A 17,957-nucleotide genomic window follows, 5' to 3' on the forward strand; every position below is an offset into this window, starting at 1 on the left:
AGCGCCGATGCTTCCGCACCACCGTCCTTCAGGCCAACCATGTTCGCTCGCGATTTCGCCAAACGCTGCCTCTTCGTCGTGCTGCGCGCGGGCTTTCGGTTTATCCCCATGCCTACCGCCACGCGCGACCGCCTGCGCCAGCGCTTTCTGGAGCGGCACGCCGGACTGATGCCGTCCGGCCCGCGAGGGCAGGCATCCGCGAACAGGTCTGCGCGGCGACCATTGCTGCACGCAGGCGGTCGCGCGATCGGTTATCGCGAGCCGCATTCCGCGCCGCTGCCTGATCCGCTGCCAGCCACCCTGGTTGCCTTCTATCTTCCGCAATTCCACCCCATTCCCGAGAATGATCATTGGTGGGGCGACGGCTTCACCGAGTGGCGCAACGTGACGCGCGCGCTGCCGCAGTTCGAGGGGCATGCACAACCACGTCTGCCAGGCGCGCTTGGCTTCTACGATTTGCGCCTGCCCGACGCGATGCGCCAGCAGATGGCGCTGGCACGCGAACACGGCATCGGCGCCTTCTGCAGCTATTTCTACTGGTTTGGCGGCAAGACCCTGCTCGAACAGCCGTTGCAGCAATGGTTGGTCGATACCTCGCTGGATCTGCCACTGTGCCTCTGCTGGGCCAACGAGAACTGGTCACGCCGCTGGGATGGCCGCGGCGACCAGGTGCTGATCGCGCAGCAGCACTCCCCTGAAGATGATCTCGCCTTCATCAGCCACATCGCCCCCTATCTGCGCGATACGCGTTACCTGCGCACGGGCGGCAAGCCCCTGCTCCTGGTGTACCGTCCCGGCCTGCTACCCGACCCCGCCGCGACCGCAGCAACATGGCGGCGATGGTGCGCAACGAATGGCCTGGGTGAAATCCACCTCGCCTACGTGCAGAGTTTCGACAACATCGATCCGCGCAGCATCGGCTTCGACAGCGCCGTGGCCTTTCCGCCCAACAACACCAGCCTGCAACCGATCACGGCACGGCAGCGGTTGATCAACCCTGAATTCCGCGGCGATGTGCTGGACTGGCGCGAACTTGCCAGCGAAGCGCTGACGCGGGCTGATCCGGACTATCCACTGCACCCATGTGTCAATCCCGGCTGGGACAATGAACCCCGTCGCAGCGGCGCAGGTCGCGTGTTCGTTCATGCTTCGCCGCGCGGCTACTGCGGCTGGTTGCGCCATGCCATCGCCGCGGCTCGCCGCCGCGAACCCGGCAACACCTCACCACTGGTCTTCATCAATGCCTGGAACGAATGGGCCGAAGGCGCGGTGCTCGAACCTGATATGCGATTGGGCCACGCCTGGCTGCATGCGACGCGTGCCGCACTGAGCACACCAACACTGGCCAGCACACGCCCCTGTGCAGTGATCCATGCCTGGTACCCCGAAGTCCTGGGCGAACTGCTGGACGCCTTGCGTGCCAGCACGCTGGACTGGCGACTGGTAGTAACCACCGCGCCGGAATGCGCAGCAGCCGTTCGCTCGGTACTGGACAGCAGCGGACTGGCCCATGAACTGGTGGTAATCGAAAACCGCGGGCGGGACATCCTGCCCTTCCTGCATGTCGCCGATCATCTGCTCGACGAAGGCGTGGACGCTGTGCTCAAACTGCACACCAAGCGCTCCACCCATCGCGCAGACGGCAAGGATTGGCGACAGGAGCTGGTGACACGTCTGCTTGCACCGGAACGTGCTCCGCGCCTGGCTGCCGCCTTCGACACGGACCCATCACTGGGCATGATCGCGGCGGAGGGCCACATCCAGCCGCTAGGGCATTACCTCGGCGCCAATCGCGAAACGCTGGATTACCTTGCCGTACGAATCGGCATGGACGCCCCCTGCGACAGCGACGAATTCGTTGCCGGCAGCATGCTCTGGGTTCGGCTGGCCGCCTTGCGCCCGCTGCTGGACGCCCAATTGGAAATACAGGCGTTCGAGTCCGAGCATGGTCAAATCGATGGCACACTGGCACATGCCGTCGAGCGCCTGTTTGCCTCCACGGCACGCCATGCAGGCTTCCACGTCGCAGATGCGGCGACACTTTGCGGCGAACCACAGGTTCGCCGTGATTACCCATATGCCAAACGCGACCTGCCGCGCGTCTGATTCTCCTTCCGCCGCCCCGTACCCAGCCACACGGAAGATCACTTCGGGTTAAAATCCGGGCTTTCCGCGCCCATCCGGCGCCGGCAAACGAAGGAACCTTGATGAAGATTCTGGTCGGCTACAAGCGCGTCGTGGACTACAACGTGCGCATCCAGGTCAAGCCCGACGGCACCGGCGTGGTGACCGACGGCGTGAAGCTTTCCGCCAACCCGTTCGACGACATCGCGCTGGAAGAAGCCCTGCGCCTGCGCGAGAAGGGCCTCGCCGAGGAGGTGGTGGTGGTGGGCATCGGTCCCGCCGATCTCACCGCCCACCTGCGCAACGGCCTGGCGATGGGCGCCAACCGCGCCATCCATGTCACCACCGCGGGTGCCGTGCAGCCGCTCACCGCCGCGCGCACCTTCCTCAAGCTGATCGAGAAGGAGCAGCCCGGCCTGGTGCTGCTGGGCAAGCAGGCCATCGACGACGACGCCAACCAGACCGGCCAGATGCTGGCCGCGTTGTGGGACCGTCCGCAGGCCACCTTCGCCAGCAAGGTCGAGATCGCCGACGGCAAGGCCACGGTGACACGCGAAGTGGACGCCGGTCTCGAAACCATCGAGGTCGACCTGCCGGCCGTCGTCACCAGCGACCTGCGCCTCAACGAGCCGCGCTTCATCAAGCTGCCCGACATCATGAAGGCCAAGAGCAAGCCCATCGACGTGATCGAGCTGGCCTCGCTGGACATCGACAGCGGCGACCATCTCAAGACCATCCATTACGCCGCACCGCCCAAGCGCAGCAAGGGCGTGATGGTGAAGGACGCGGCCGAGCTGGTCGCGGCCCTCAAGCAGAAAGGCCTGCTGTAACCCCCCATTCCATACCACGCCTGTAGGAGCGGCTTCAGCCGCGATGCTTTTGGACTCCGCATCAAAGCATCAGCATCGCGACTGAAGTCGCTCCTACAGATGATGCGACACGAGGATTCCATCCCATGAGCAAGATCCTGGTCATCGCCGAACACCTTGGCGGCAAGCTGAACCCCTCCACGGCGCGCGCCGTCAGCGCCGCCGTCGCCGTGAAGCCCGAAGCCATCGACGTACTGGTGCTGGCCGACAGCGTCGCCGCACTCGCTGCCGAGGCCGCGAAGATCGACGGCGTGAGCCGCGTGCTGACCGTCGAGCGCGCCGAGAACGCCCACCCGCTGGCTGCCGTGCTGGCGCCGCAGATCGCCCAGGCCGCGGCCGGCTACAGCCACGTGTTCGTGCCGTCCACCACCTTCGGCAAGGACGTGACGCCGCGCGTCGCCGCCCTGCTCGGCGTGGCCCAGGTCAGCGACGTGATGAGCGTGGAAGGCCCGCACAGCTTCAAGCGCCCCATCTACGCCGGCAACGCCATCGTCACCGTCGAGGCCAATCCTGCGCATACCGTGGTCGCCACCATCCGCACCGCCTCGTGGCCGGCCGCCGCGAATGGCGCGAACAACGCACCGGTCGAAGCACTTGCCCTCGATGTAGCGTTGCCCAGCCACACCCGCTATGTCGACCTGCAGTCAGGCAAGAGCGATCGGCCGGACCTGCAGAGCGCCAGCAAGGTGGTCTCCGGCGGTCGCGGCGTGGGCTCGAAGGAAAACTTCGACATCATCTTCAAGCTCGCCGACAAGCTCGGCGCAGCGGTGGGCGCCTCACGCGCCGCGGTGGACGCCGGCTACGTGCCCAGCGACCTGCAGGTGGGCCAGACCGGCAAGATCATCGCGCCGGAACTGTACATGGCCATCGGCATCTCCGGCGCCATCCAGCACCTCACCGGCATCAAAGACGCCGGCACCATCGTGGCGATCAACAAGGACGGTGAGGCACCGATTTTTGAGGTGGCGGATTTCGGCCTGGTGGGCGATCTGTTCAAGATCATCCCGGAGCTAGAGCAGACCATTGGCTGATTTATCCATAGCCAAGAAAAGCAAACGCTGCCTGCAACTCGATCAGAATTACCTACCGTCCACGATCGAGCTCTGGCGCAAAAGCAGGCCTTGCCTGCCCAGGTGAGCGTTGACAGTCTCGAGGAGAGTTCAAGGTGAAGGCAGTCCGCCAAGTGACGGATCGGGGGTTCAAGGTGGCGGACGTGGCCGAACGACTGGGGTCACCACGCACAGCCTGTAAGCCTTGCTGAGCATACCCGCTTGGCGATGTCCGCACCTGTCACATGCTTGGTAGCGTTCATCATGGATCCTCCGACTGCCTGATAGAGACCTTGATCTACCACGCTCTGGTGAGAAGAGAGGCGGCCATCCCTTTTCCTTAAATGGATACCACCACGACACCTAGTGCAATCAGCACGCCGCCCAGAAAATTGCGCACTCCGAGTGGTTCATTAAGCAGAAAATGGCCCAGTATCGGAACGATGATGAAAGCCAATGCCATGAACGGATACGCCAAGCTCAATGGCAAGGTGCGGAGCACCCATATCCATAACAATGTGGATATTCCGAGCAAGCCTATTCCGGCGATCAGATACAGGTTTATGCAATATCTCCCCAACCAAATTCCGACTGCATTGGGATTCTTCAGATTCATTGCCGCCATCTTGAGAAGCAACTGGCCTGAAGATATTCCTAACACCGACAGCAGCACCTGGATTAATCGCACAATATTCATACCTATACCTTTCTTGCAAACAACAAGTACTGATTGTCAAAACCCATGCAAGCCATTTTATGTTGCGCCAGCCAGACTTGGCCGCTTGAGCGGCACAAACTGACTATCAACACCGAAGTAGCTCGACACTTTCTCGGCGAGATCATGATTGTAGAGACGCTCAGGAAGCTCGATCCCTGCATAGTAGACATTGCCATCGCGGACGTGCGCACCTGTGCGGGCAACAATTGCTTCGAAATGATCCAGATAATTGACATCCGCGCCATTGACATTGATCTGTACATCACCCTCAAGTTCATCCCAGAAGTCGACCTGGTAGAACAGCTTGAGTGGATCCAGCTCGTTGCGTTCGACCTGGAACAGCGGTTTGCCGCAAATGGTGGCTGCTTCGAGCTCCTGCGCCGCATGCTCCCGATCGCTCTCCGACTCGAAAAACACTTGAGCATCGTTAGTCATCAGCTGCTCAACATTGCGGAAACGGATCCGGATGGAGCTGAGGAATCGCTCCGGATTGATTTGCCGATAGCAAATGCGTGGCTTCTCTCCCACAATGTTGCGTTGGGTCAGTGCATTCATCACCACCACCGCCTCGTCGTCGCACAGCGATGCGAACAGCATGCCAAGCACCCGATTGATCACCTGCAGGCCGAAGACCGCATCCTTTGACAGCTTGTCCTTGTCCCAGCGGTGATGCTGCAGGTGAGCAATACTGTTGAGGAAAATGATCGAGAACTGGGGTTGATAGCGCCTCTTGTACTTGACGAAGAGCACAGTCGAGAACAGATCGAAGAGCGAAAACAGCATTGCGTTATTGATGCCGTTGCGCAGCACGCCATTGAAGACCAGCGAGATTTGCTTGAACAGTTCGCTCATCGCGCCGGAGCCGAGCAAGAACTTGGCCAACAGCAGCGTACGCTTGAGGAAAGCCCTCTTCGAGACGTCCAGGTAGTTCTTCGAGTAGTAGCGGGGTAGCGCCAGTAGGTTATTGAGTTCACTGGGGTATGCTGACTCGGAGAACGTCCATGGATCTGGCAGGAAGAACTGGCAGTACTCCGCACCTTCGCGGGTGGCATTCATTGCACCCCAGACACCGGAACTAATGCCGACATCGCTCAGCTTCTCCCAAAGCTGTCGCGCCGATAGCGCCGAGGGCGTATCGCCCAAGTGGATGATGCCGTGCACAGAGGAAGGCACCCCGGTATGTATGGAAACCCACTGCACCCAAGGATCGAGTCCACGATGCTCCACCATGTCGTCCGTTGTCGTGACGGCGGAGCTCATCGATAGCAGGCGCGAAATATGAATCAAGTCCAGTTCCCTCGCGCCACGGGAAAGCAAGTCAACAGAAAATTCGTTGAGCTCGATAAGTGTCAGACGCTTGGAGGGTGAGTTGATGTTCATAGCGTTACCTCTTCGTCGCATGCTTACGCTACTTGGCTAGGGGTTCCGGAAGATCGGCGCCAATCGACCTGCGCGGAGCGTTGGCGATATCGAAAGCCAGGAACGCCAGCAGTAACTGAAATCCAATGATGATCGGAAGTGTAGCCAGCATGATGATACCTGTAGGGGTCGGGATCGATCTGACCTCGGAGTCCGCCCAATGATAGCCACCGAAGATGAGACCGAATGCAATCAGCAGCAGCCCGGCAACAAGCTCTATCGATGCTATGCTCATATCGCGCAGGAAATAGTTGTAGAAAATGCGCTTGAACAGATTTCTCAAATGCTTGAAGATGAAATCGGCGAGGATCTTCGAAATCTTTAGCCCGCTCTCTTCGTCTGCATAGTGAGCATGCATCGGGATGTCCACCACTACTGCTCTGAGCGTATTCAAGCGGAACAATATGTCGGTTTCGAAGAAATAGCGCGTGCTGATTTTATCGAATGGCAGGTGCGCGGCGACGCGGGCCGAGATCGCGGTGTATCCATTAGTAGGATCGAACAGTCCCCAATAGCCCGTCGAGAACTTGGCCATGAAGGAAAGCACGGCATTTCCGAATAGGCGCACCTTGGGCATCTGTGTGATCTGGGTTAAGTCATAGAAGCGATTGCCTTTGGTGTAGTCCGCCAGCCCCTTGAGGATGGGTGATGTAAAACGAAGAAGCATCGACGGATCCATCTGTCCGTCACCATCAATCTTGACGATCACCTCCGCGCCGTCTTTCAGTGCACAGCGATATCCCGCCATCACAGCACCACCCACGCCGAGATTATTCTCGTTGTAGACCACCACCACGCGCTGATCCTTGCATTCCCGCGTAACGAGCCGGCCACTCTGGTCAGGGCATTTGTCGTCGACAACGTAGATCTTCACAACTTCCGGTCCAATCCGCTCGATAACGTCGAGAATATGCCGCGTCACTTTATAGCTGGGTATTACAACCGCAATCACCCCACCGGGACCTGCTGCCGGGAATTTAGCATTGAGTTCATGTCGATTGCATTGCATGAGACCATCCCATTTCAAGTCAGCGGTCCATTTTAACGTTTGATCGAATTGCCCGCCAGCAGACGCCAAGGCTCTTACGCCCCACGGCAACGAGAATCAACCACAGCGCAGTGATCAGCAAGAATCGCTCTACGGGCGCTTGAAATCAATGAAAAACGGCTGGAAAGAAACGTAGAACGAGCCGGAAGCAACCACCACGCAAGACAATGTAATGTTCCAGCGGCTCCTGCGAAGGCAGCTAGACCGAAGTCGTGTAGCGGCACAACTCCGTTACTGTCATGCCCGCTGCAACCTTTCAGGGGAAGCCGATGATCTGCTCGATAGTGAATCAACTGCTGCGCATACCCACCTACATCAAGTTTACGGATCTTACTCAGCTCCAATAGGTTTGGTATGACTTGGGAGGAGGTCAGTCAGGCTGGATTTTGTAATAAGCAATGCCATATTTTCCAATTAAAAAAGCTGGGTAAACAACCCCCAGATCACGATAGCTCACATTACAATACGATTTATTCAAAAAGTCCTCCTTACTTTGAGTACTCGCACCAGTTCCGGGAGAGAAAAGATATCTAACATTATTTTCTCGCAAGAAACGACGGGCCGACCGTGCATTTCCAGTGCAAAATTTATCATGTAGATCTTTATAAGAAAATTCTTCACCAGTACCAAGTTTTACATTAAAAACATAACGCCCTCGGGCGAACGGCAAAAGTGCCGCGCCACGCCCGACGGGTATTATCCACTTTTCGTTGTCATTAAGCTCCGCAGGCACTGCTTCGGCGAGAATCAAGCCATTTATCGGCACCATGTTTTCAACTCTCCTAAATTCTCGAATTTCCCTGCCGCTCACAGATCTCCACCCATCCATCTTTGATGCCGTAGGCAAGTACCCAGGTGTCACTCGGGCTAACACCGCAGCAAAGACAATAAGTATGACACACGCAAATCCTGCAACCACCCGGGGGCGACTAATTGTCCATGAATCACGATTAATTAATGTGCTAGCGGCATCCGTTAGCATGGTAATCGCCAGTACACACAAAATTTGCGCAAGGAATAACGTCAGTAATGGAACATAGCTTTGAGCGTAACTTGCCAGCAAAAGTGTATCGTGAGTAGCTACCCCTATCGTATCAGCCGCCACCTTAGCCAACAGCACGTTAATTAAACAGCCAGCAAACAGGCCAAGCGTAAACGTGATGAGAGGCGAGCGGCACAAGATTGATCGTACATCCCATCTAGATTTAATATTGAAAATGACGATCCAAGTGAAAAAGACTGCAAAAAATGTGTCCTTTATAAGAACAGCCCCGCCGGGGTTAGAAATAAGATCGCTATTTGGATAGATGCTTTTCAAAACCCCCTGATCCACAAGCAATCGAGTATCGATCGTAAAAAAGTGTTTCAGTCTAGAAAGGAGATTGGCATTGATTTTAATTTGGCCCTCGGCACTTTCGAGCGTGTCTACTCCTGCATACGATAAAAATTCATGCAAAGATCGAACCTTCAAGGACATCATGTTCAGGTAGTAAGGATCAGTGATTATCAGCGTCAAGCCAATCGCACCACCAAGCAGCAAGCCCTTTAACGCGGAAAAGCCGCTCCCGCTCAAGCCGTAAAATGCCAAAGACAACCATACAAAGAATGAAAACCCTATAAACGATATAGAAAGTGATGGATTTATTTTCACCGCCAACGCACCGCATAGCGGCAGCATCATCCAATTAAAGGCAACCATTCGACGCGATGGTACTTGTGCCGCCACCAACCCAACGACTCCAGGAAGCAGCATGATCGCAGCCGAGCTTATGCGCCCAGTGCTATTCAAATCATCATTAGGATATATGAGCCGACTACCGTGAAACGTTTCGTAACACGAAATGAGCAACACAAGCGACAACCAAATCCAGTACATCGACTCGTTCGTCTTACGTTCACGCAACCAAAGATAAAGTGTTTCGCCGAATGCAAATGTTATCAATAGCATCTGCAAAGCGGGCATGATCTTTAATGCTGGCCCAAGATAATTTCCCAACCCTGGTGCACCCCAGAGTGCTGCAAGTGCATGGAGTCCTTTCGGGTACTGATCGAGCCAATTCGTTCCTCTCGCAGTAATTCTTAGATACGACGCGTCATATAAATCATTCGTCCAGTAGATATGTTCATGAGTATCTAGTCCTATCGCCCCGATTTGATATGAGTAATACGAGGCTATCTTGAATATGCAAGCCATAGCAAAAAACAGGAATATCGTCGTAATCCAATCTCGATGCCTTAACGAAATGACGAAAGACGATCCAGATTTCTTGTAGAACAAAAATACTGCTGCAATGAACGATATCAGCACAGGTAGATTCAGCGGCAAGCCGAGCTTGACTTTATAGATAAATACAAGTGGCGATACCGCCAACCAGAGCAGCAACAGGACTATCTGGCCAATGCAGCATTTCAAGAAAAATGTCTGCTCCGTCAATCTACCGTCGAGAGACAGGGTCAACATTCCCACATGACCAAAGAAAGCCATGACGAGAAATGATACAGCCAGTAAAAAACTGTAATGCCACTGATCCGAGGAATGCGGGAAAAATGCCAGTGCCCCTATGATAATCAATGGCACCGAATACATTTTCGCAAAATTATTCATCGAATGCTTCCCGATCCTTGCAGATGGTTATCCCACACGTGTCAATCAGAAATCTTCTGACTAACCCACTCCCGATCCACACAATTGACTTATTTCGCAAAATCGAACCATGTCGATGCAGTAGTTAATCAGCCCATTGAATGAAACCTGCCAATAGACTTCATCACGCTTTTATTTCTTAAAGTATTCGTCATCTAAATTGACTAACACCCCCTCAATTACCATTTCAGATTAGACATTGCCATCTTCCGCACTATCTCACCAAACCCTCCCTCCCCAAGAAACGGGTGATCCATGTCCAGCAAACTATCAAATAGCATTTCCCGCTTCTCCCACCTACCCGCCTCGTGCGTAATCGCCGCAGCAATAGCTTCCGGCGTGAATTGTTCAACCGAGCGGATGTTTGGCGAAAATTTACCGAGATCCTTGTTTGCGAACTGGTTGGTGATCACACCCATGCCGAACGCCGCCATTTCCAGTGGCGGGTAGCTCGGATGAGGCGATACCATCAGCGACACGCCAATGGCCGAAGTAGCTAACAGTTGGGCGTAAGCTGGCAAATCCAACTTGCCCAGAGCACGTATCTTGAGCGGCCCTAGATCGAGGTCGGTGGTCAGTTCTCCAGCAGCCACCACTTCCCACCGTGCGGAAGTCGGATCGGACCAGCCCCAGATGCGCAGCGCCTCGCACAACAACTCGAATGCATTCCTTGGTGTCGAAGGGCGCGCGTAAACCACCATGCGCCTCTGGCGAGGCTGCGGTTGCGCGCGCACCTGCTCAAGCGCATGCCGGAGTTCGTCATTGAGTGTTGGCTCGAATACGAACCGATGCTGATAAATAAGACCCTGCAATGCAAAGTAGTCCGCCAGCAGACGCGTATTGAATACAGCTATATCCTGATCCGGCCGGTAGGTTCCCAATGCCAGTGCAGATTGACTGGACCACGGATAGAAGCCGGGTTCGAAATCCTGGATGAGATTGATCAGTTGGCCGGCAGCACCGAATTGCTGTTGCTGCCAAGCCGCCAGGCGCTGCGCCGAGTAGGTGGTCCACCATGCCGTGGTCAGCCAGCAATCGTCTGCCCCCACGGGAATGGTTCGGCCATAGCGATCATTGAAAGAAACAATCTGGCGAGTCGCGTCAGAGTCGGATTCACAACACACCTTGATGTGATCGCTGAACCGTTGCAGCGCGGCATCATCCGGCGCGCTATCCATCAGGATGATGCGGGTCGCGGGGAAATGCTCTGCCAATGCGCGATACAGCTGTACCGCCGTGTGGATACCTCCAAAGTAATGCTGTGCATTGATCGATGGCAGCAGCAAATTGAGGCGACGACCACGCCAGTCCGAGGGCCGCGCATTGGAAGGATTTGTCTCGGCAACGGTGGTGGCTATCGAAGTCGGCATGCCATTTACGTTGACCAAGGCGCCGGAAGTCAGGCCTAGCCACTTGGCCAAGCGGTACGCAGCGATCCGAACCACCTCCCTCATGGCATGTCCCGCAGTCGCGGCACCGAGCTCATCGGATCGAGGTTCGGATTGAAGTATGGATCACCGGCCGTTCTGTAGGGACTGTAAGTCTGCGCGGAACGGACAAAATCCGTCTGCGGAATATTGCCCGGATCACGCGTTTTCGACTCGTGATGTATCAGCTTCGCTTCTGGCACGTAGACATTCAGCAAGCCGCGATGGAACGCACGTAGGCAAATCTCCACATCGCTGCCACAGATGATGAACGACTCATCGAACCCGCCGATTACGTCGAACTTGGCCTTCTCCATGGCCATGCAGGCCCCGGTTACCGCCAGCACATTGCGCCGCATCACCGGCGAGCTGAAGCAGTCCTGCACATGAGCGGGTTGCAGGCCCTTGAAGACATGATCAGCCCAGCCGCCCATGCCCACCACGACGCCTGCGTGCTGGATCGTCATGTCGTCATACAGCAGCAACGGGCCACAGGCGCCGACATCCGGGCGCAATGCCACATCCACCAAACGATCGAGCCATTCACCGTCGATGATCTCGGTGTCATTATTCAAGAAAACAAGTACCTTACCTTGCGCCTCACGAGCTGCGAGATTGTTCAACGCTGACCAATTGAACGGCATGTCTGCCGGCAACACTCGCACTCCGGCCTGTATCGACATCTGCGTAAACCACCTAATCGTTTCCGGTTCGATGGAACCGTTGTCGATTACCAAGATCTCGTAGTTGGCGTAGCTAGTTTTCTCACGCAAGCTGCACACGCAGGTATCGAGCAACTCCACCCGGTCGCGGGTGGGAATCAAAATGCTCACCATGGGCTTGGACGCCGTATTGTTGTAATGCACGTCATAACAAAAGGTGTACGCGCCATCCAAGACTTGCGCGCCCGGGCGAGTCCGATCCAGATAATCCTGGATGGCCCTGCGCCCGGCAACGTGAGCATAAGGCTTTGAATCTGCATTGGCAGAAGTAGAACCACTGTGCTGACGCCAGTGGTAGAGGACGCAAGGCACGTGAGCGATCTTCGCGCCATCGCTCAGGCAGCGCAAAACGAGATCGTAGTCTTGCGCGCCATCCATCTCCGGGCGCAAGCCGCCAAGCCGACTGACCATGTCGCGGCGAAATACCACGAGGTGCCCGAGGTACATCTGCGAAAGGAACAGGTCCAGACTCCAATCAGGCTTGAAATAGGGCAGCCGGCGGTGACCATCCTCTCCCAAGCAGTCATGATCGGTGTAGACAATGTCAGCATTCGTCCGCGCCAACTTGGCAGCCACCGCTGCAAGTGCCTCGGGATGAAGAAGATCGTCATGGTCAAGCAGAGCAACATATTCGCCCGTGGCCAACGCCAATGCCGCATTGGTGGCACTTGCGATTCCGCTGCGACGCTTGCAGTTGGTAATGCGAATGCGCGGCTCGCGCAGGCTTATATCAGCGAGATACCTATTTACATGAGGCAGGTCGGAAGCGTCATCACCTATGCACAGCTCCCAGTTTTGGTAGGTCTGCGCGAGCACGCTGGCGATCACTTCACGCAGAAATGACTCGGGTGTATTGCATGTAGGCATCACAACGCTGATCAACGGCCCATGAAGCAGTGTGTCGACCTTTGGCTCGTGATGCTGAAGCCAAAATTCGTAGGCAGAGATTCCTTCAATGTGTGATTCATCAGCTGCTAGCGGGGGAACTCGGCGATCATACCCACCAACTTGCGCCACTTGATCATAGGCAATCACATGGCGGGCAAAGCCACGCGGCCCGCGTCGAATGGCACGTGCTGTCTTGAGCACGATCTGCACCGGGCCAAGGCCTGAAGCTCTGGCGCGCCGAATGCTGCGAATAACCGCGTGCTGGAGTGCACGAATGCGTACGAACAACCCTGGCTTCCTCATTTACTATCCCCTTGCAGCCGATTCGCGGCATCAAATCATGCGAAAGCAGAACCCAGCGATTGCAGCCATCAGTGCGACAACAACTCCACCGCGAAGAATCCAGCGCTGCCGGCGTTCCAGCTGGTTCAGCTGTTCCCGCGCCTGTTCCAACTGATCATTGGTTGTCCGAACTGTTTCGGCCGCGGCTTCCCATTGCTTAGTCGCATGGTGCTGCCTTGCCTCGGACTCACGCAGCCGCTCGACTGTTTGCTCCCACTGCTCGCGCGCATGGGCCAGGCTTACTTCCGTCGTTTGGACCTGCTGGACGGTGGCATGCCATTGTTCCGCCGCATGCTGCTGCTTCGCCTCGGATTCGCGCAGCAGTTCTACCGAATGCCCCCACTCGTCTCTTGCCTTCGACAGCGCCGCTTCGCACTCAACAACCCGCGTGGCCGCCAAGCTCCATTGCTCTTCCGTTGTACGGATGCGGTGTTCCAGAACTTCGATCTCATCAACGAATATCCCCGCATTGGTCGAATAGAGTTCGCTGACCATCCTGATCCTGTCCCAGCCCCCCCCCCCGTTCGCCTTTGCGATGAAACCTTGATAGGCCTGTTGAGCTAGCGCGGGGAGCGCGGCATCACCTGTAGCACTCAGCTTATGGTGCCGTTCTCTCGGATTCAGAAACTGTTCGACCGATAAATGCGCCTCTGAAATGGATACTGGCCATTGCAGCGGCAACTCGTTCCGCATGCGTTGCATGCATTCGCGCCAGTCGCGCAGCAGGTCGTCATAAGAAATCACCACCCGTGACATGTCACGCGTAGCCTCCTCGGCCTCGACCAGATGCTGCAGCCACAACAATCGTGTGTGCGCGATGGGTATTCCATCGCGTGCCAACAGCGATCGCCCTACCTCGTCTGGATGACGCACGACAAAGACTGCATGCGCCTTGACATTCAAGTCATTCAGAACGAGCTGCCATAGTGGCAATAGGCGACAAAGTCGAGGATCCTTCACTGCCCACAGTGAGGCATTTGAAAATTCGCGGCGCAACGTATCGAACAACTTGCCCCGCGCGACTATCGCGGCCGGCGTGGACAGCCAGCCAGCCGGCAGCGGCTGGACATCGTGCCAACTGCTACCCAAGACGTCGAGCAGCTCCTCATGGATTTCGACCACGCCGCGGTTTTCCCAGAATCCTAGGGCATTATCTCCAGAGGGAGGTAACAGATCACTACCAAGGTCAGCACCAAGCAAGTTGATAACTCGCGTCACTGCAGAAGTACCGCTTCGATGCATTCCCAGCACCAATATTGCATGATGGGTATGGTTGTCTGTCATTACGTTATCTCATCGACTGTGCATGCCGCGACAGCGGATTTAACATCGAAATCAATCACTCCGGTCATAATGCGGTGCATATCAGGCATGACCCGAAACATCGCAACGTCGATCAGGCGATCCAGATACGTCTCCCCATCGACATCGAGCGCCGATACTCCTGCATTCAGAAAATATGTCCCGGTTGATAGCATCGCGCGGAAGCGAAAATGCACGTCGTACACTTGCCCAGGGGTCACCGTACGCTCACTCATGCCAGCTGGCGCACTCGTCGCACCGCCAAGCTCAAGGCCGGTTACCGTCTTGATCATCATGCCGAAGCGCACCGATGCAGCCGCACTCTGAAATGTCACCCGATACGCATAGACATATTCGCCCCCTGGCCTGAGTACATTCACGCGTCGCCCTTGTGTCGTCTCGATACGAGCATCTTCAATACGGGCACCGCGTGATTGGTACCGCAAGGTGCTCTGGGAAAACATGCCTTCGTCAAGATGTGAACCATCATCAACGTCCGCTTGCAGCACTACCTTCTCTCTACCCTGTGCAACAGCATTAGCATCAATCGGTCCGCCGACAACAAAATCCGTCTGCCGACGAATATTTTCGCGAACTTCAGCCGCCTTGTCTGCGGACGTATAAAGCAACTTGTGATAGCTGGAAACCACCGCTTTCGGCGTTCCTTGCATCAGCAATTCGCCACGGTCGAGCAAGATGGCACGATCGCACAATTCAAGAACCGTACCGGCCGAATGCGACACGAAGAGAACTGTCGCTCCTGCATCACGAATTGCATTGATCCGGGCATAGCACTTGCGTTGGAAAGCCTCATCGCCCACCGATAACGCCTCGTCAACTACAAGAATATCCGGCATGACATTGATAGCAACCGCAAACGCCAAGCGGATGTACATGCCGCTCGAATAGTTCTTGACCGGCTGTTCGATGAACTCACCAATGTCAGCAAAGGCCGCGATCTCGTCAAAACGGTCGTCGATTTCGTTTCTTGTCAGACCCAGCACCGATCCGTTCAAATAGACGTTTTCGCGACCGGTGAACTCGGGATTGAAGCCGGCGCCAAGCTCCAGCAACGCCGCAATGCGCCCACGCACACTGACATCACCCGTCGAGGGCGCCAAAGTTCCACAGAGAATCTGCAGCAGGGTCGACTTGCCCGAGCCATTGCGACCAACGATGCCCACGGTTTCGCCACGATGAACACGGAAATCGATATTGCGCAACGCCTCAAACTCGCGGTACCAGCGTCGATTTCCACGCACCAACATCTGCATCAATCGATGATGCGGCTTGTCATAAACGGGATAGGCCTTACCCATCCCCTTCACTTCGATAATCAGCTCAGAGGACATCCGCAAATCCCCGCCGTGTTGCCATGAACCATGCATGTCCCAGCCACGCCACCAGCACCCCCCCCACGGTGGCAAATGCAAGTGCCGTCCAGTTAGGCAGCCCACCTGCCAATACCACCAACCGGGCCTGGTCAATGAAAAAGGTCAAGGGGTTCAGATAGAACAATGTTTGTATGGGAGGGGGCAGAATGCTGACCGGCACAATCGCCGAAGACAAAAACAGCATGGCCGTTACAATCACCGGCATCACTTGGCTGATATCGCGAAAATAGACCCCAAGCGACGCAAGTAACCAAGACACACCCAGCGTGAATAATACCAGTGGCGCCAGAATCAATGGCAAGAACAGCAAAGTCGGATGCAACCTGTGCTCCAGCACCAGCATCAGCACGACCAACACGACCGCATTGAGCAGCGCATGAAACAATGCCGAAAATATCATCGGCCACGGCAATACATCGAGCGGAAACACCACTCGCTTGACGAAATTCGAATTTCCCACTATCAGAGTTGATGCGCGCGACACGCATTCAGCAAAAAAGCCATGCACGATCAATCCGACAAACAGGATCACCGCATATGAATGCTCGCCACCAGTCTGATGCGGCCAGCGGCTCTTCAATACTGTGCCAAATGCAAAAGCGTAGACACTCAACATCAGAAACGGACTGATAACGGACCACGCCATGCCGAAGCTAGCTCCACGGTAGCGCCCCAACACTTCGCGCTTAGTCAATTCCCACACCAACGACTTATTCCGCATCAGTGCTGCAAATGGACTCTCCCAACGGCGAAGGTCCTGCAACGCCGTGGCGTCACTACGCCCCAATGGCCGCACTGAATTCATCGTAATGCGCCCTCCAGTTCCGCACGCAAATCGGCAATGTCCTCCACGCCAACCGACAGCCGGATCAACGCATCACTGATACCCAGCCGCTTGCGGTTGGCCGCCGGCACCGAAGCATGAGTCATGATCGCCGGATGTTCGATCAGGCTTTCCACGCCGCCGAGCGACTCGGCTAGTGCGAACAGTTCGCAGCGTTCCAGCATGCGACGCGCCTTCTTCAGGCCACCCTTCACCTCGATCGTGACGATGCCACCGAAGCCGTGCATCTGGCGCTTCGCCAATGCATGTTGCGGGTGACTCTTAAGGCCCGGATAAATTACTCGCTCAACTGCCGGGTGCTTCTGCAGCCAACCCGCCAACTCCAGTGCGCTGGCGCAGTGCTGCCGCATGCGCAGGTGCAGGGTCTTCAAGCCACGCATGGCGAGGAAGGCATCGAACGGACCAGCCACCGCTCCCACCGAGTTCTGCAGAAAGCCCATCTGTTGCGCCAGTTCCTTGCTGTTGGCGACGACGATGCCGCCCACCATGTCGGAATGACCGTTGAGGTACTTGGTGGCCGAGTGCAGCACCAGGTCGGCGCCGAACTCCAGTGGGCGCTGCACCATCGGCGAGCAGAAGGTGTTGTCCACAACCAGGATCAAGCCGTGCTTCTTGGCGAACGCGGCGACCTTGGCCAGATCGACCAGCTTCAGCATGGGATTGGTGGGCGTCTCGGCCCAGATCATCCGCGTGTTCGGCTTCAGCGCCGCCTTCAGCGCCGCCATGTCGTTCAGGTCGATGAAGCTGAAATCCAGCCCTGCCGAGCGCCGGCGGACGCGCTCGAACAGGCGGTAGCTGCCGCCGTAGAGATCGTCCATCGCGATCACATGGCTGCCGGAGTCCAGCAGGTCCAGCACGGTGGCGGCGGCCGCCAGGCCGGAGGCGAATGCGAATCCCGCCACGCCACCTTCCAGATCCGCCACGCAGCGCTCGTAGGCCATGCGCGTAGGATTTTGCGTGCGCGAATACTCGTAGCCCTTGTGCTTGCCGGGGCTCTCCTGCACGTAGGTGGAGGTGGCGTAGATCGGCGTCATGATCGCGCCGGTCGAGGGATCGGGGTGCTGGCCAGCATGGATCGCGCGCGTTCCGAGTCCGTGGCTGGCGGCTGGCGTCTTCTTGGGCATGACAGGCAACCGTGCTGGGCGGCAACTGCCGGAAACCGGCCAC

The 17,957-nt window shown here is 56.5% G+C and carries 13 protein-coding genes; 3 read left to right on the forward strand and 10 right to left on the reverse strand.

Going from position 1 to position 17,957, the window contains the following annotated elements; all coding sequences use genetic code 11:
- Window positions 1–39 precede the first annotated feature (39 nt).
- From ABQJ56_RS12415 to ABQJ56_RS12425, 3 genes are all read left to right on the forward strand, one after another.
- Window positions 40–2,106: a glycoside hydrolase family 99-like domain-containing protein gene (locus ABQJ56_RS12415; protein ID WP_367845319.1), complete on the forward strand. Its 2,067-nt coding sequence runs from the start codon at window positions 40–42 to the stop codon at window positions 2,104–2,106.
- Window positions 2,107–2,207: 101 nt separating this feature from the next.
- Window positions 2,208–2,954: an electron transfer flavoprotein subunit beta/FixA family protein gene (locus tag ABQJ56_RS12420; protein ID WP_367845320.1), complete on the forward strand. Its 747-nt coding sequence runs from the start codon at window positions 2,208–2,210 to the stop codon at window positions 2,952–2,954.
- A gap of 125 nt (window positions 2,955–3,079) precedes the next feature.
- The gene (locus ABQJ56_RS12425) at window positions 3,080–4,024 is read left to right on the forward strand and encodes an electron transfer flavoprotein subunit alpha/FixB family protein (RefSeq protein WP_367845321.1); all 945 of its coding nucleotides are present in this window, start codon (window positions 3,080–3,082) and stop codon (window positions 4,022–4,024) included.
- 358 nt (window positions 4,025–4,382) lie between these two features.
- On the opposite strand, the gene ABQJ56_RS12430 is transcribed toward ABQJ56_RS12425, so the two are convergent.
- From ABQJ56_RS12430 to ABQJ56_RS12475, 10 genes are all read right to left on the reverse strand, one after another.
- Entirely contained in the window at window positions 4,383–4,739 is a 357-nt protein-coding gene (locus ABQJ56_RS12430) for an EamA family transporter (protein ID WP_367845322.1), read from the reverse strand.
- A 57-nt stretch (window positions 4,740–4,796) separates the two neighbouring features.
- Window positions 4,797–6,140: a hypothetical protein gene (locus tag ABQJ56_RS12435; protein ID WP_367845323.1), complete on the reverse strand. Its 1,344-nt coding sequence runs from the start codon at window positions 6,138–6,140 to the stop codon at window positions 4,797–4,799.
- 28 nt (window positions 6,141–6,168) lie between these two features.
- Window positions 6,169–7,188 carry a glycosyltransferase family 2 protein gene (locus ABQJ56_RS12440; protein ID WP_367845324.1) on the reverse strand — a complete coding sequence of 340 codons (1,020 nt, stop codon included), beginning with the start codon at window positions 7,186–7,188 and terminating at the stop codon, window positions 6,169–6,171.
- A 409-nt stretch (window positions 7,189–7,597) separates the two neighbouring features.
- A complete protein-coding gene (locus ABQJ56_RS12445) occupies window positions 7,598–9,832 on the reverse strand; it encodes a hypothetical protein (protein ID WP_367845325.1) in 2,235 nt (744 codons plus the stop codon).
- Between the two features lie 218 nt (window positions 9,833–10,050).
- Window positions 10,051–11,325, reverse strand: coding sequence for a rhamnosyltransferase WsaF family glycosyltransferase (locus ABQJ56_RS12450; protein ID WP_437343425.1), 1,275 nt, complete (start codon window positions 11,323–11,325; stop codon window positions 10,051–10,053).
- Window positions 11,322–13,196 carry a glycosyltransferase family 2 protein gene (locus tag ABQJ56_RS12455; protein WP_367845326.1) on the reverse strand — a complete coding sequence of 625 codons (1,875 nt, stop codon included), beginning with the start codon at window positions 13,194–13,196 and terminating at the stop codon, window positions 11,322–11,324. The genes ABQJ56_RS12450 and ABQJ56_RS12455 overlap by 4 nt, the downstream gene beginning before the upstream one ends.
- Before the next feature lie 45 nt (window positions 13,197–13,241).
- Entirely contained in the window at window positions 13,242–14,534 is a 1,293-nt protein-coding gene (locus ABQJ56_RS12460) for a sulfotransferase family protein (RefSeq protein ID WP_367845327.1), read from the reverse strand.
- Entirely contained in the window at window positions 14,534–15,904 is a 1,371-nt protein-coding gene (locus ABQJ56_RS12465) for an ABC transporter ATP-binding protein (RefSeq protein ID WP_367845328.1), read from the reverse strand. Before ABQJ56_RS12465 ends, ABQJ56_RS12460 begins: the two co-directional genes overlap by 1 nt.
- Entirely contained in the window at window positions 15,894–16,751 is an 858-nt protein-coding gene (locus ABQJ56_RS12470; protein ID WP_367845329.1) for an ABC transporter permease, read from the reverse strand. Before ABQJ56_RS12470 ends, ABQJ56_RS12465 begins: the two co-directional genes overlap by 11 nt.
- Window positions 16,748–17,914 (reverse strand): trans-sulfuration enzyme family protein, encoded by a 1,167-nt coding sequence (locus tag ABQJ56_RS12475; RefSeq protein ID WP_367845330.1) that lies wholly within the window; start codon window positions 17,912–17,914, stop codon window positions 16,748–16,750. Before ABQJ56_RS12475 ends, ABQJ56_RS12470 begins: the two co-directional genes overlap by 4 nt.
- Window positions 17,915–17,957 lie beyond the last annotated feature (43 nt).

Source organism: Rhodanobacter geophilus (assembly GCF_040812275.1).
Lineage (GTDB): Bacteria > Pseudomonadota > Gammaproteobacteria > Xanthomonadales > Rhodanobacteraceae > Rhodanobacter_A > Rhodanobacter_A geophilus.

Bases quoted from the DNA above. Each gene is read 5' to 3' on its own strand.
- ABQJ56_RS12415 (WP_367845319.1), top strand. From the start codon at position 40: ATGTTCGCTCGCGATTTCGCCAAACGCTGCCTCTTCGTCGTGCTGCGC.
- ABQJ56_RS12420 (WP_367845320.1), top strand. From the start codon at position 2,208: ATGAAGATTCTGGTCGGCTACAAGCGCGTCGTGGACTACAACGTGCGC.
- ABQJ56_RS12425 (WP_367845321.1), top strand. From the start codon at position 3,080: ATGAGCAAGATCCTGGTCATCGCCGAACACCTTGGCGGCAAGCTGAAC.
- ABQJ56_RS12430 (WP_367845322.1), bottom strand. From the start codon at position 4,739: ATGAATATTGTGCGATTAATCCAGGTGCTGCTGTCGGTGTTAGGAATA.
- ABQJ56_RS12435 (WP_367845323.1), bottom strand. From the start codon at position 6,140: ATGAACATCAACTCACCCTCCAAGCGTCTGACACTTATCGAGCTCAAC.
- ABQJ56_RS12440 (WP_367845324.1), bottom strand. From the start codon at position 7,188: ATGCAATGCAATCGACATGAACTCAATGCTAAATTCCCGGCAGCAGGT.
- ABQJ56_RS12445 (WP_367845325.1), bottom strand. From the start codon at position 9,832: ATGAATAATTTTGCGAAAATGTATTCGGTGCCATTGATTATCATAGGG.
- ABQJ56_RS12450 (WP_437343425.1), bottom strand. From the start codon at position 11,325: ATGAGGGAGGTGGTTCGGATCGCTGCGTACCGCTTGGCCAAGTGGCTA.
- ABQJ56_RS12460 (WP_367845327.1), bottom strand. From the start codon at position 14,534: ATGACAGACAACCATACCCATCATGCAATATTGGTGCTGGGAATGCAT.
- ABQJ56_RS12465 (WP_367845328.1), bottom strand. From the start codon at position 15,904: ATGTCCTCTGAGCTGATTATCGAAGTGAAGGGGATGGGTAAGGCCTAT.
- ABQJ56_RS12470 (WP_367845329.1), bottom strand. From the start codon at position 16,751: ATGAATTCAGTGCGGCCATTGGGGCGTAGTGACGCCACGGCGTTGCAG.
- ABQJ56_RS12475 (WP_367845330.1), bottom strand. From the start codon at position 17,914: ATGCCCAAGAAGACGCCAGCCGCCAGCCACGGACTCGGAACGCGCGCG.